Annotated in this window: 10 protein-coding genes; 9 read left to right on the plus strand and 1 reads right to left on the minus strand. The window is 42.8% G+C overall.

The features are described 5' to 3' along the window. Positions 1-227 precede the first annotated feature (227 nt). The 9 genes from L0M98_RS07035 (at position 228) to L0M98_RS07075 (ending at position 13153) form a co-directional block, all read left to right on the plus strand. Entirely contained in the window at positions 228-677 is a 450-nt protein-coding gene (locus tag L0M98_RS07035; RefSeq protein ID WP_186977898.1) for a YhcH/YjgK/YiaL family protein, read from the plus strand. Between the two features lie 65 nt (positions 678-742). Then, the gene (locus L0M98_RS07040) at positions 743-1891 is read left to right on the plus strand and encodes a serine hydrolase domain-containing protein (protein WP_099290393.1); all 1149 of its coding nucleotides are present in this window, start codon (positions 743-745) and stop codon (positions 1889-1891) included. An 88-nt stretch (positions 1892-1979) separates the two neighbouring features. After that, positions 1980-2567: a sigma-70 family RNA polymerase sigma factor gene (locus L0M98_RS07045; protein WP_227215418.1), complete on the plus strand. Its 588-nt coding sequence runs from the start codon at positions 1980-1982 to the stop codon at positions 2565-2567. Between the two features lie 42 nt (positions 2568-2609). Continuing rightward, entirely contained in the window at positions 2610-3740 is a 1131-nt protein-coding gene (locus L0M98_RS07050; protein ID WP_227215417.1) for a FecR family protein, read from the plus strand. Positions 3741-3989: 249 nt separating this feature from the next. Beyond that, positions 3990-7478 (plus strand): SusC/RagA family TonB-linked outer membrane protein, encoded by a 3489-nt coding sequence (locus tag L0M98_RS07055; RefSeq protein ID WP_227215416.1) that lies wholly within the window; start codon positions 3990-3992, stop codon positions 7476-7478. 21 nt (positions 7479-7499) lie between these two features. After that, positions 7500-8951, plus strand: a complete 1452-nt coding sequence (locus L0M98_RS07060; protein ID WP_227215415.1) for a RagB/SusD family nutrient uptake outer membrane protein — start codon at positions 7500-7502, stop codon at positions 8949-8951. A gap of 19 nt (positions 8952-8970) precedes the next feature. After that, on the plus strand, positions 8971-9888 hold the full coding sequence (locus tag L0M98_RS07065) for a hypothetical protein (protein ID WP_227215414.1): 918 nt from the start codon (positions 8971-8973) through the stop codon (positions 9886-9888). 62 nt (positions 9889-9950) lie between these two features. After that, entirely contained in the window at positions 9951-11972 is a 2022-nt protein-coding gene (locus L0M98_RS07070) for a TlpA family protein disulfide reductase (protein WP_227215413.1), read from the plus strand. Then, entirely contained in the window at positions 11969-13153 is a 1185-nt protein-coding gene (locus L0M98_RS07075; RefSeq protein ID WP_227215412.1) for a TlpA disulfide reductase family protein, read from the plus strand. Before L0M98_RS07070 ends, L0M98_RS07075 begins: the two co-directional genes overlap by 4 nt. A gap of 78 nt (positions 13154-13231) precedes the next feature. Here the strand turns inward: L0M98_RS07075 and L0M98_RS07080 are convergent, their stop codons facing one another. Continuing rightward, complete coding sequence (locus L0M98_RS07080) at positions 13232-13726, minus strand: hypothetical protein (protein ID WP_237961677.1); 495 nt, start codon at positions 13724-13726, stop codon at positions 13232-13234. Positions 13727-13799 lie beyond the last annotated feature (73 nt).

Raw genomic sequence — 13799 nt, forward strand, 5'->3', positions numbered from 1 at the left:
ATTTTTATTGGTGTTTTTTATGAATAAAGTTTACTTATATTGTTGATTTCGATGGGTATAGGCTTCTATAGGTAGAACTGGGTACTTGGTATCTTTTTGGTATTGGAAAGCGTAATAAGAGGAGAAGATTAAGGGGGAATCGTGTGATGTCGATATATTTTATCATGAGGAATGGATGGATTTTGAGGTGTATATGTTATCTTTGTTAGGCATTATAAATAAATGTTATGGTTATAGATATAATAGGTAATAGCGAGAGAATAGAGAGTCTGAATCCTTATTTCAAGGCTGTGTTCGATTATATAAAGACGCACGATCTGGCAGGTATGCCCGTGGGCAGAGTAGATATTGCCGGCGAGGATGCTTTTATTAAAATCGAGGATGCACGGGGACGAAGCGTGGAAGAGGCCGTTTATGAGCGACATGATAAATATATAGATATTCAGATGCCGCTGCTCGTGTCGGAGTCTTACGGGTGGAAAGCCAAAAGTCGGTTGGGGGAGGCTTCTGCTTCTTATAACGAGGAAGGGGATTATACTTTTTATAAAGATAAGGTGGAAGGTGTGTTCACGCTTTCTCCCGGTGAGTTCGTGATTTTTTTTCCGGAGGATGCTCATGCGCCTTGTATCGGTGAAGGGGTAATCCGGAAGATGGTGGCGAAAGTTAAACAATTGTAGATTTAGTGATTGACGATTTACGATTGTTGCGTGTGAACTTTTTGGTAAATTACAAATTCAGTTGTATGAAGAAATGGCATAAGATAGTTTTAGCGGTGCTGGTTGTTTTGACAATCGTTTATTTCTGTCTGCCTTATTACGCCCGGCAGGCTTTGATATACTGGTATCCTTCGATTGATGATTTGTCGATGTTCGAGAAACACACGGTGCAGAAGGCCGATTCGTCATGGACGTGGGCACACGCGAAAGATTATAACACTTACGAGATGAGTCCGGAGGATGATGCTTACCTGAATGATTTCCGTACGGTATCTTTTCTGGTGATTCAGAATGACAGTATCGTTTACGAGGAATATCGTTCCGGTTGGAATGACACGAAGACATCGAACATTTTTTCATCGACGAAGAGTATCGTGGGGTTGTTGATCGGGGCGGCTTATGACGAGGGGAAGATCGAGAGTCTGGATGATCCCGTGTGGAAATATATTCCGGAATTCAAGGTCGGGGAAAAGAAAAATATCACGCTCCGCCATTTGTTGACGATGAGTGGCGGGTTGAACTGGGACGAGGCTTACGCTTCTTTGTTTTCCGTGACGACGCACGGGTATTACGGGAATGATTTATACGAGTTGGTGACCGGGTTGGACGTGATTGAAGAACCGGGGAAGCAATTCTCTTACCGGAGCGGCGATACGCAGATATTGGCGTTTATCGTGGAAAAGGCAACCGGGAAAACAATTAGCGATTATGCGGAGGAGAAGTTGTGGCGACCGATGCAGGCGGCACAGGATGCCTATTGGTTGTTGGATAAAAAGGACGGGGATGAGAAGTCATTCTGTTGTTTCCATACCACGGCGAGGGAAGTGGCACGTTTTGCCCGTCTGATGCTTCATCACGGCAACTGGAACGGGAAGCAATTGATCTCGGAAGAATATATCAATGAAGCCATGAGCCCGGCAAGTTACTTGAAAGACGAGTGGGGTAAGGATTCGTTGGATTATTACGGTTTCCAGATATGGATTATGAATTATCACGGTCAGCGGAACCCTTATTTCCGGGGAATGCTGGGGCAGTATATTATCGCTATACCGGAACGGAATGCCATTATTGTTCGTTTGGGACATAAGAAAGATGAAAAACGTATCAGGGAAACTACCCGTGACGTGTATCGCTACATGGATATCGGGACGAAGATTTTGGATGGTAGAAAATAGGGCGACTTTGTCATATATCCTATTTGTAAATTCAACGGATAATGCTTATTTTTGTTTTACAAATGGGTTATAATAAAGAGTTTTACAGATGCAAGGGAGTGATGACAAGATATGTTTACTATTGCAAAACGGTAAGGAAGAAGGGATCGACTTGCTTTTTGTGAAATATTACAAAAGCTTAGTGCTTTGGGCTGATACCTTTTTGAATGATATCGTGAAGTCGGAAGATATCGTGCAGGAATTTTTTGTCAAATTATGGGAAAGGCATTTGATAGCTGATTTGCGTCCGGATACTTTAAAATATTATCTTTTTACTTCTGTAAAAAATTTAGCTTTGAATGCACTCGAGAAAGTGGATCCTTTAAAAAAAGCATATGATGTAAATTTGATTGATACTCCCCAGATTGAATACGATGATTTGACCGAGGAATTGTTATGTCGGGTGGAGAGTGAGATCGAGAAATTGCCTCCTCGGAGTAGAGATATCGTGAAAGCGATTTATATGGAAGGGTTGCGATACAAGGAGGTAGCGGATAAATTTAATATTTCTGTCGCCACGGTTAAAACTTTATTAGTGAATGCATTGAAGAAACTGAGGGCGAATTCGACGGGAGTAGATTCTATTCTTTTACACTTTTTCTTGAAAAAATCAGCGATAAGATTCAACCGTTTTTAAATTCTTTCTGTATTATAGTTAGAAAAGTAAGATGACTGTAATATGGAAGATATAGAATCAAGGTTAATGGATTTTTTTCTTGGCGAACTTGATAAAGAAGAAGAGAAAGAAATTTTGCATCAAGTAGAAACTGATGAGGAATTTCGGAAAATATTTATTCAAGTTCGTTCAAAACATTTGGATATGCGATGGGGTGCCCGGGGGAAATTAGTGAAAGGCGACGTTCATCGAGTGAAACGGTTGATTAAACGTCGGCGATTGATAAAGGTGGGTATGCGTGTGGCTGCTGTCTTTGTATTGCTATTAGGTGTGGGTATTCTTTGGATGCCATCCGATTCTAAGGTTGAAGAATTTGCTCAAGAGCATCAGATAACTCCGGGAAAAAATCAAGCGTACCTTTATCTTTCCAACGGGAAAAGTGTTTTACTTTCTCGGGAAAATCGAGAATTACGTGAAGATAACGGGGTTTCCATTTCGGTGAGCGCTGAGGGGAAAGTGCACTATAATGTTGAAGAGAAAGACGGGGCGGCTCGTTCTTTGTTCAATCGTTTGGTTGTGCCTAGGGGAGGGGAATTTATGATCACGTTGGAAGATGGAACGAAAGTTTGGTTGGATGCGGAAACCGAGTTGCGCTATCCGACTAATTTTGATGCTCAAAACAGGGTAGTCTATTTAAAAGGAGAGGCTTATTTTGAGGTGGCGAAAATGGAGGGTAAACCTTTTGTCGTGAAAATAGATCAGATGTCGGTCAATGTATTGGGGACTAAATTCAATGTGAATAATCGAGAGGCAGGCGTCGTGCAAACCGTGTTGGTTGAAGGAAGTGTTAAACTAAAATCCCCAAGGGGAGAAGTTTTAATGGTACCTAATCAAAAAGCTGAATACCATGGTGGTGATGAGTGGGTTGTTGAAGAGGTGGATGTTTCTCCTTATGTAGCGTGGAAAGATGGTAATTTTGTTTTCAATAATGAATCGTTAGAGCGTATTATGAATAAATTATCCTCGTGGTATGATGTCGATGTTTTTTACGCGAATGAAGAAGTCAAAAATGTGAAATTGACAGGCGATATGATGCGATATAAAGATATCCAAGAACTATTGTATTTTTTTGAGAAAATATCGGATGTTAAATTTTTAATTAAAAATAGGACTGTAACAGTAAGTTATAAATAAAATGATGAAGATGTGCAACCATCTCCATCATCTGACTAAAATCATGAACAAGCACATTGGGAAGCGTCCTTGTTCAATCGTTTAATTATTAATTACAAATCTATGAAATGTAAATTGATTTTTGCCTTATTGAGGCGAAAAAAAACAAGAATGTTCAGAATTATGAAATTATTTTCGGTTTTTATGTTTGTATTTGTCTTTGGGACAGCTGCTAGCAGTTTTTCTCAACAACAAATTGTAACGTTGAATATGCATCAATGTGATGTAGGTACATTGTTGAAGGAAATTCGTAAACAAACGGGTTTGCGATTCGTGTTTAACGAGGAACATATTATGAAAGTGGACCGTTTTGATGTAGTTGTAAAAAATAAAACGGTAAAAGAAGTTTTGGATAATGTATTTGCAAAAAGTGATTTGAAATGGTATTTTGAAAATGATGTCATTTTTATTGTTCATCAAACTTCCCCGAAAGTGGCGCAAGATTCTATTTTATCGGTAAAAGGTATAGTGAAAGATGAAAAAGGGGAGGTTCTGCCGGGTGTTACTGTTTTGGTTAAAGGTACGACGCTGGGTGTAGCGACAGACGTGAACGGAAAGTTTACCCTGCATATGCCACAAAGAGATTCGGTTGTTTTGCTGGTATCATTTATCGGGTATCAGACGGAAACAGTTTATGTGGGAAAAAACAATAAGGAATTGGATATTCAATTAAAACTTGATGTGACCGAGATTGCGGAAGTAGTGATCACGGGTTACGGGAAAGTAGATAAGCGATTGTCCGCCAGTGCGACCACGTCGATAAAGATGGATGATATCCGCATCCCGAACGTGGCTTCGGTGGATGCCATGTTGCAGGGACGGGTACCGGGATTGATGGTGATGACAAGTTCCGGTAGCCCGAACGCAACCCCTCGAATGAGAATCCGCGGTTCTTCCACGATTCATGGTAACGCGGCTCCGGTATGGGTAGTGGACGGGATAATTCAGGAGGACCCGGTGGACTTATCAAATGACGAGATTAATAACGTGATTGCCGGTACGGATGCCACGTTGCGGGGACAATTGAATGATAACGCCAGTTTCAGTTTGTTGGGTAACGCTATTTCCGGGTTAAATCCGAGTGATATTGAAACCATTACTTTTTTGAAAGATGCGTCAGCCACGGCAATATATGGAACCCGTGCGGCTAATGGTGTGATAGTGGTTACGACTAAGAAAGGGCAAGTCGGTAAACCTTCTGTCAATTTTTCTTCTTCTTTCGGGTTCACGGCTCGTCCGAGATACGAGGATTATCATTTGATGAATTCAAAAGAACGTGTTGGGGTGTCGAGAGAGGTGGCAGAGAGCGGTTATCTGTATTCGATAATGCCATTTTCTACCGGTTACGAGGGAGCTTTGTTTGATTACTATGACGGAAAGATAAATAAAAATGAATTTGATGCACGTGTGGCCTCTTTGGAAACGATGAACACGGATTGGTTTAAAATCCTGTTCCGGAACGCTTTCAATCAGGACTACGCTTTGAGCGTATCCGGCGGAACGGAAAACACCCGCTATTATCTTTCCGTGGGATTTAATGACAGCAAGGGAAGTACCAAGGGCGATAATTTACGGCGGTATAACGTGAACATGAACGTGAACACGAAAATCGGTCGTTTCGTGGATGTCGAGGGTAAATTAAGTTTTTCAGACCGGAAATCCGACGGTTTCTACATGGTAAATCCTTTGGATTACGCGTTGAAAGCGTCACGGGCTATCGGGAAGGATGAATTTTACACGACTCGGTTGACGACGGTTGCGGGTTTATCATCTAATTATCCGTTGACATATAATATCTTGAACGAGCTCAAGCATACTGGCAATGAGGCAAAGGTTCGCCAGACAAACGCCAGCGTGGGTGTTAATGCCAAGATTTTACCCGAGTTGACACTGAATACGCTTTTCGGGGTGACTTATGCCAACACGTTGAACCAGAAGTGGGCGGGCGAGCGTTCATTTTATATTGCCGAAATCCGGGGATATGATTACGGGAGTGTGGCACCGAATAGCGCGGAGGAGAAAGCTTCCCGTTTGCCTAAAGGGGGAATTTTGATTTACGAGAATAAAAATAACACGACATTCACGGCTCGTGCGTCCATGAATTATAATAAGGTATTTGCAGAGAATCACGTGGTGAATGCCATGCTGGGGTACGAGATTCGTTCCATCAAGTACGACGGTTTCAACACGACGGAATGGGGGTATTTCCCGGATAGGGGACTGGGTATCAGCTACGAGTACGACACGGGAACTTCCGGAAGCACATCCCTGAATGGTAATTCCTCGTTGGATAAACATACCGCGAAACTAACCAATACGATATCCAACACGGTTTCGGGATACGCTACCTTGGTATATGCTTTTAAAAACCGTTACGTGTTGAATGCCAATATTCGTATGGATGCTTCCAATCGTTTCGGGCAATACACGAACAACAAGGCTCTGCCCGTGTGGAGTGTGGCAGGACGTTGGAGTGTGTCGGAGGAACCTTGGTTCCGCCGTTTGGGTGAACAGGCTGAATTGAATTTGCGTGCTTCTTACGGTCGGCAGGGAAACGTTCCTACATCCGTGGGACCGAACTTGGTGGTGAAATACCCGCAAACGGTAATTAATCGCTGGTCGGGAGAGTACGTGTTGAATATTAGTCGTTTGCCTTACCCGAATTTGCGTTGGGAAAAGACGACCACGATTAATCTCGGGTTGGATTTTTCATTCTTGAAAGGACGTATCAGCGGTACGATGGATTACTACTACAAGAAAGGAAACGATATTATCTTTAGTCTGGATGTACCTGCCGAGTTCGGTGTTGCCAAAACTTACAAAAACGGGGCGGACATAAAGAATACCGGTTTCGAGTTGGCTTTGACCTTCGTGCCCGTGCGGACAAAGGATTTCACGTGGACGATATCTCCGATTTATTCGAAGAATAGCAACAACGTGGAGAATACCGGAAAGAGCGAGTACACGTACACGGATTACTTGGTAGGAAACGCTTTCGAGAGCGGTAAACCGGTGAACGCTATTTATTCATGGAAATTCACGGGATTGGACCCGCAATACGGTTACGCGACCTTCGCGCATACTTCACGAGTACAAGGTGACGTGGAAAAAATGGATGACCCGAAACAATACTTGGTTTATTCCGGTCAGAAAGACCCGAAAATCAGTGGAGGTTTCACCACCAGCCTGCGTTACAAGAATTTGACCTTGAATGCTAATTTCGCTTATAGTTTCGGGAACGTGAAGCGTTTGAACTTCTTGTACGAGGGCAAGTTTATGATGCCGTCGCCGCAAGATAATTTGCATTCCGATTTGTTGAAGCGTTGGAAGAAACCGGGTGACGAGGCAAAGACCAATATTCCGGGATTCGTGCTTGACGGAACGAGCGAGTATAATTTGTATGTACCTATCCCGTCAACCGTGACGTTGAACTCTTATGATATGTACAATTACTCGGATATTCGGGTGGTAAAAGGAGATTTCCTGAGATGCCGTAATTTGTCGGTATCTTACGTGGTGCCATCGAAATTTGTACAGAACTTGGGATTATCCACGGCGTCCTGCACGTTTAACGTGACAAACCCGTTGACGATTTGCAGTAGCAAATTCCGTGGGCAGGATCCGGAACAGGAAGGAACGGGAGGCACGGCTTTGCCGATAATCAAGACCTACACGTTTTCTTTAAACATCAGTTTTTAATCTTTCAAAACGAGTGTAACTATGATTTCTAAATTGAATATAATCTTATTGACCGTGCTCGTTTTAGCGAGTGTATCTTGCGGTGATTTTTTGAAAGAAGTTTCGCAGGATGAGTTTGAACCCTCGACAACAACTGCTTACACGGAGTTGTTAAACGGGGAAGGGTATTGTTTTAGCACGTTGGATGCCTTGACTTGGTATATGGATGACGATGTAGACGGGTGTACATCTTATACTCCGACTAAAGAACAGATGGCCTATAAAGATGTTTTCACGTGGCAATATGATATGGACCAGTCTTTAAAAGAGGCACTTTCTCAAGATCAAAGTACGTATGAAAATTTTTATGCCAAAATCATGGCTTGCAACGTGGTGATTGATAATGTAGAAAACTCTTTAGGGACAGAATCCGAAATTGCGAATGTTTTGGGTGAAGCTTTGACCTTGCGGGCGTATTATTATTTCCATCTGGTAAATATTTTCGCTACCCCGTACAATGATGCACGCTCAACTCCCGACCGGAGATTAGGAGTTCCGTTGGTTATAAAATCCGAGATATTGGATGAAGGCTACGCCCGTAACACGGTGGCGGAAGTGTACAAACAGATCACGGGAGATATCGAGCGGGCGATTGTTTTGTTGGAAAAAGACAAAGTGAATAACGGACGTTTCCGGGTGAACTATGTGGCAGCTCACTTGATTGCTTCTCGGATTTATCTTTACATGGAAGAATGGGATCAAGTGATTGACCATGCTACGAAGGCTATGGCGGGAGCACCGAAATTGGTGTATTTACCGGATTACGTGTATAATGTTCCTGCCCGTCCAGAAAATTCAAAGAATCCGGTCGTTTCATCCGATTTCCCGGAAACGATATTCGTTTACGGGGCTATGCCCGGAAGTATGACGTTTGCCGGAACTCCGGTTTGCCTGTCGGATGATGTTGTCAATAGTTATACGGATAATGGAGATAGCCGGAACGGAAAATATTTCAAGAAAACAGAAAGTGGTTATTTGTATCCTTACAAAGAGTTGAAACATGGAATTGCGGAGCGGGGTTATGTATGGCGTACAGCTGAGTTGTACTTGAACCGGGCAGAAGCGTATATGCAGAAATACAAGGCAGGAGAATCGTCCGCGGGACAGTTGGCTGTGGACGATTTGAATGAATTGCGGAGTAATCGGATTACGAATTACTCGGATTATCAATTGAGTACGGCAGAGGATTTGGAGAAACTTTGCAAATTGGAACGTCGTCGGGAATTGATATTCGAGGGACACCGTTGGTTTGATTTACGTCGTTACGGGATGCCGCGGATTCAGCATAAATGGATTGCCGACGAGGGGAAAACGACCACGTACACGTTGAGCGAGAAAGATCCGAGTTACACGGTGCCTATACCTCAAGCCGTGTTGGATAGGAACAAGAATTTGGTTCAGAATGAATTGGCTCCGGATAGACAAGGTTATTAATTGATAAAACATAAAAGAGATGAAAAATATATTGTTTCTGTTATTGTTGATGGCGGGCGTTATTGTGGCTTGCGATGAGGATAAGCTGACTCCGTCCGCTCCTCAGGAATTTTACGAGTTTCCACAAGGAGATTCCGATTATGATAGGGAATTTGTGGCTTTCTACGAGAAATACAACACCCAATTCTTGTATAAATACAAGGAAAGTGACTTCCGTTGGAACGTGACGAGTTACATTCCTTTTTATTCAGTTCCCGCGGATGAGGCATACGTGGAGAAAGCTTACCGTTTTATCAAAGATCGGTGCCTGAACCCGTGGGGTGAGAATTTTTACAAAAATATTTTACCGATGCGAATATTATTGGCATCGCGGATTTATAGCGTGGAGCAAAAATATGGTTCTGTTTGGGATGAAGGAACGCAACAGTGGGAGTATAAAAGCTATAATGATACGACTAATCATGCTTCCGCTTACGGTCTGAATCATATCGCGTTTGGTTACACGAGCGAGCAATTGGATGAATTGACTCCGGAGGAACAATTGAACACGGTGGGAGAGTTGAACAAGTCTTTGATCGGTTATGCTGCTTCCCGGAATAAAATTGAAATACCGGCAGAGTTTGTAGAATGGTACGATAAATACAGAAACAATGTTTGGGATGGAGGTGAGTACGGTTGTGGTTTCCTTGAATACTACAAGGATATGGATGCCGCCTATGACTTCGGACTTTACGTGAAATACTTGACCACGATGAGCGAGGAGGCTTTTAAGGCATGGGCGTTATCGGATGAGGTAGACTCGAGTCAAGATTGGGATCAGGCGTCCGGCACGTATAAGCGTACCCATGCGATTAAAAACAAGTATGAGATTGTGTTGCAATATTTTAAAACTCAGTTTAATATTGATCTTCACGCGATAGGAAATCAAGCTAATTAAATAATTCTGTGATTGATTATCGATTAATCAATCACAGAATAGATAAAATATAGATAATCACTATGAAAAGTAAGTTCGTAATTATTGTAATGCTGTTATGTAGCCTTGCTGGCAGAGTATTCGGGCAAGAGGAAAACGTCGCTCAAGACCCGCGAGAGAACTCTCGATTAACATTAAATCCGGAGGTTCCGATTACCGGTCAGCCTTTAGAATTGGTTTATGCTCCGGCAGGCGGTCCGCTAGAGGGGAAGACAGACTTGGTCGGGATAGTGTATATGTATAATTTCTATCGTTGGGAGATCAGCGACGTGCAGTTGAAACAAGACGGAGAATTGTGGAAAGGTACATTCGACGTACCGGATAATTGTGCTTTCATTGCCTTTAAATTTCAATCCACGTTTACTTTACAACCGGATACGACGGATAATAATGAAGATAAAGGATATATGTTTATCCCGAAAGACGTTGTCGGGGATTACCTGCCGGGAAGGTATCTTGCTTGGGGAGTGTTCCGTATGCCTTCATTTGGTGAAGGTACTGGAAATTATTTCTCGGGGAACTACAAGGAAATTACCGATGAAGCCTTGATGTTTTGGGTAGATCAGGAAACGAAACATTATCCCCAGTACGGACGTCATTTTTTCGGTATAATGAAGTCCGTTTTGAGAAAGATGTACGGGGAAAATGCCAGTCGGGGAATAGCACATTTGCTTAAAACAATGGAGAGCCAAGCTGATTTGACAGAGAATGAATACATGGAAATAAGCCATACCTATCGTTATGATTTAAAGAATAAAGAAAAAGCGGATAGTGTAGATCAGGTTATTCTCGAAATGTTTCCCCGTGGCGGTTTAGCCCGGTTTAACCGTTCTTTTACTTTAAACACCGTTCCTCCCGATGAATATTTTGTCGTTGCCGAGCAATTCAGGAAAGATTTCCCGATAGCGGAGTGGCGAAAGAATCCCGATTCGAAAGGGTTCGTGTACTCTAATTTTTACCGGGAGCTGGCTGTAAAATATTATAAGGAAAGCGACTACAAGAAATTGGAGGAAATATTGCCGGAAATGGATATGGTTATGCTTAATGCTGTTTACAAGAAAACCGTGGAATACGCGATTCGGAAAACTCTCATCCCGGCAGAAACTTTTGTCGACATTTCCAAGAGATTTATTGACGAGATGATACGGAAAGTGAATGACGGTTCTTATATGCAGGGATTGCAATATTCACCTCGGCAAGCGGAAGAATTAGCTCGTCAGTGGTTGTATTATTATATTAGTGTTCACGCGCAGGTGGCAGAGAAAAGTGGGCGTTACGAGGAAGCCGTCAACACGATGAATGCGATAGAAGAAGAGCAACGATATCTCTTTTATCCGGCAGGGAACGAGGCGTATGTGGCAAGTTTGGAGAAATTAGGACGTCAGGCTGAGGCTTTCGAGGCGATGAAAGGGGCAGCAGGTTCAGGACAGATGACTCCGGTTATCTATGACAAATTGAGAGTGTGCTACAATGGTTTAAAAAAGAAACCGGCGACTTTTGAGGCTTGGGTATCATCGTTGAAGCCCAAAAGTGAAGTGGAAAAAATAAAGAATAAACTTCGGGCAAAGATGATAGATATACCTTTTGAGCCGTTTGCTTTGGAATCGCATCTCGGCGGTAAGGTAAAATCTGCAAGTTTCAAAAAGAATGATATCGTGATTCTCGATTTTTGGGCATTGTGGTGCGCCCCGTGTATCGCGGCGTTAGACGGGATGCAAATGGCTGTAGACCTTTATGCCGGTGATTCAAGCGTGAAATTCTATTTCATCATCACGCAGGACGAACCCAATAAAGAAAAAATAGATGCCCTGTGGAAAAAGAATAATTTCCACGGTATGGAAGTACTTTACGATGCTAACCGAGAGGGAAAGAAATCTCGTGATATGGTGTATAAATCCATGTTCCCCGGGACTTCGGGCATTCCCCAGAAAGCCATCCTTAAAAACGGTCGTATCCGTTATCTGGCAGAGGGATACGGTGGAAGCCCCAGCGGTTTGATGGATGAAATTTCTTACGTGGTTGAAATGCTAAAAGAGGAAAAATGATGGTATTCAAAAATAGTTTTATAGTCCTGCTGCTTGCGGTAGCGGGACTCTTTTGCTCCTGCGGGGACGGGAATAATTACACGCTTACCGGTAGTCTGCCGACTCGCTATGACGGATGTCGGGTATTGTTATCCCCCGCGACATATTATTTCTCGTCGGATAAATCCATTCCGGTAGATAGCGGTATAATCAAAAACGGGGAGTTCCGGTTTCGGGGAACGGTACAGGAACCCGCGGTGTTTGTATTGACCATCGAGGACGTTCGCGACAACAGGATTCCGGGAATATATTCCGTGCCGGTGATTATCGAGAGTGGTAATATTAGAGTCCTTTATGACACGACAGGGATAACCTTGTCCGGAACCCTTGCTAATGACCGTTACATGGCGACAATCGGGAAAGGAAAACAGGAAATTCAACGCAGAAGCCAAATATTATTCCGCGAGCGGGATAGCGTGCAGCAATTAGCGGGCAATGTCAGTAACGAGATAAATAATTACTACAACGAGCAAAGTCGAATTATCTTTAGAGAAATCATGGTACCCGCTGCCGAGGAATTTATCAGCGAGTATGCCGGAACAAGCACGGGTGATTACTTTTTCTTCACTTGTTGCTCGAAAGATATTTATAGTGATGCATTTGTCGAGAGAATCTACCCGACAATCAATCCGGAACTTCGGGAACAGTACGAAACGTTCATAAGGACACGTCAGGAAAAGCAGAATTATTTTTCTAGTTCGCAAAAAGCAACGGAAGTGGGGAGGCCTTTCCGTGAGATTGTCGCGCGAACTATCGAGGGGAAAGAAGTCCGTTTGTCGGAACAAGTGAAAAAAGGAGGACTCGTGTTGTTGGATTTTTGGGGTTCGTGGTGCGTGCCCTGTATTCAAGAAATGCCTTTGTTGAAAGAATTGCATGAAAAATATGGGAAAAAAGGATTGGTGATCATCGGTATTTCGCTCGACAAAGAACGGGAAAAATGGCAAAGTTCTCTTGAAAAACACAAACCGATAGGAATTCAAATTTCCGAGTTGAAAGGTTGGGAAAGCGCTTCCCGTAATGATTACGGGGTTCAAGCCATACCGTTCACGCTGCTGATAGATGGTTCCGGGAAGATTATTGCCCGCAATCCGCACGGTCCGAAATTGGTCGAAGCCGTAGAGGAATACTTTAATCGTAAGTAAGTTAGTGCTTTTCAGTTAAACAGGAGGGAGTTAAAAGTCATTTTAAACTCCCTCCTGTTTTATATTCTTAAGGTAGGCTCAATTATTCTCTTCGCAACCGCCGCATCCTTTGCAGTCATGCTTCTTTCCGTTCACAGCCGGGTTATCTTGTCCGCCCCGTTGTCCGCGGTGATTCATGCCTTCTTTGCGGCGTTTTTCCATTTCTTGTCTTCTCTTTTCCAAGTTGGTTTGGTAAATTTTATATTGCTCTTCCGTCAATATTTTCTTTAAGGATAAATTTTGTTGGTCTTCCATTTTCTTGTTGTAGAACATCACGGAATCTCGTTGTCCTTGGTATTTCTTCATGAGTTCGCCTCTTTTCTTGAAGTTTTCCGTGAACAATTCCTTCACTTGTTTTTCTTGTTTCTCGTCGAGTTTCAGCTCGGTTTTTATTTGCTCTACCATTTTTTTGACCATTTCTTCGGGGTTCATGTGACCTCTCGGGCCTCGATGTTGTGGACCTCGTTCTTGTGCGTTCAAGCTTACTGTCATTAAAAGGAATAATGACGAAATGATTAGGGTTAAAGTTTTCATGTTTTATTCTTTAATTGTTTATAATCGCGTGGAATCCATATATATAATTCCATGCTCGTTCTTTTAATCTATC

The organism is Butyricimonas sp. DFI.6.44, from assembly GCF_022132345.1.
Taxonomy (GTDB): Bacteria; Bacteroidota; Bacteroidia; order Bacteroidales; family Marinifilaceae; genus Butyricimonas; species Butyricimonas muris.

Excerpts from the sequence above, each read along its gene's own strand:
- L0M98_RS07040 (WP_099290393.1), top strand. The coding sequence starts at position 743 with ATGAAGAAATGGCATAAGATAGTTTTAGCGGTGCTGGTTGTTTTGACA.
- L0M98_RS07075 (WP_227215412.1), top strand. The coding sequence starts at position 11,969 with ATGATGGTATTCAAAAATAGTTTTATAGTCCTGCTGCTTGCGGTAGCG.
- L0M98_RS07070 (WP_227215413.1), top strand. The coding sequence starts at position 9,951 with ATGAAAAGTAAGTTCGTAATTATTGTAATGCTGTTATGTAGCCTTGCT.
- L0M98_RS07080 (WP_237961677.1), bottom strand. The coding sequence starts at position 13,726 with ATGAAAACTTTAACCCTAATCATTTCGTCATTATTCCTTTTAATGACA.
- L0M98_RS07065 (WP_227215414.1), top strand. The coding sequence starts at position 8,971 with ATGAAAAATATATTGTTTCTGTTATTGTTGATGGCGGGCGTTATTGTG.
- L0M98_RS07055 (WP_227215416.1), top strand. The coding sequence starts at position 3,990 with ATGCATCAATGTGATGTAGGTACATTGTTGAAGGAAATTCGTAAACAA.
- L0M98_RS07035 (WP_186977898.1), top strand. The coding sequence starts at position 228 with ATGGTTATAGATATAATAGGTAATAGCGAGAGAATAGAGAGTCTGAAT.
- L0M98_RS07060 (WP_227215415.1), top strand. The coding sequence starts at position 7,500 with ATGATTTCTAAATTGAATATAATCTTATTGACCGTGCTCGTTTTAGCG.
- L0M98_RS07045 (WP_227215418.1), top strand. The coding sequence starts at position 1,980 with ATGCAAGGGAGTGATGACAAGATATGTTTACTATTGCAAAACGGTAAG.
- L0M98_RS07050 (WP_227215417.1), top strand. The coding sequence starts at position 2,610 with ATGGAAGATATAGAATCAAGGTTAATGGATTTTTTTCTTGGCGAACTT.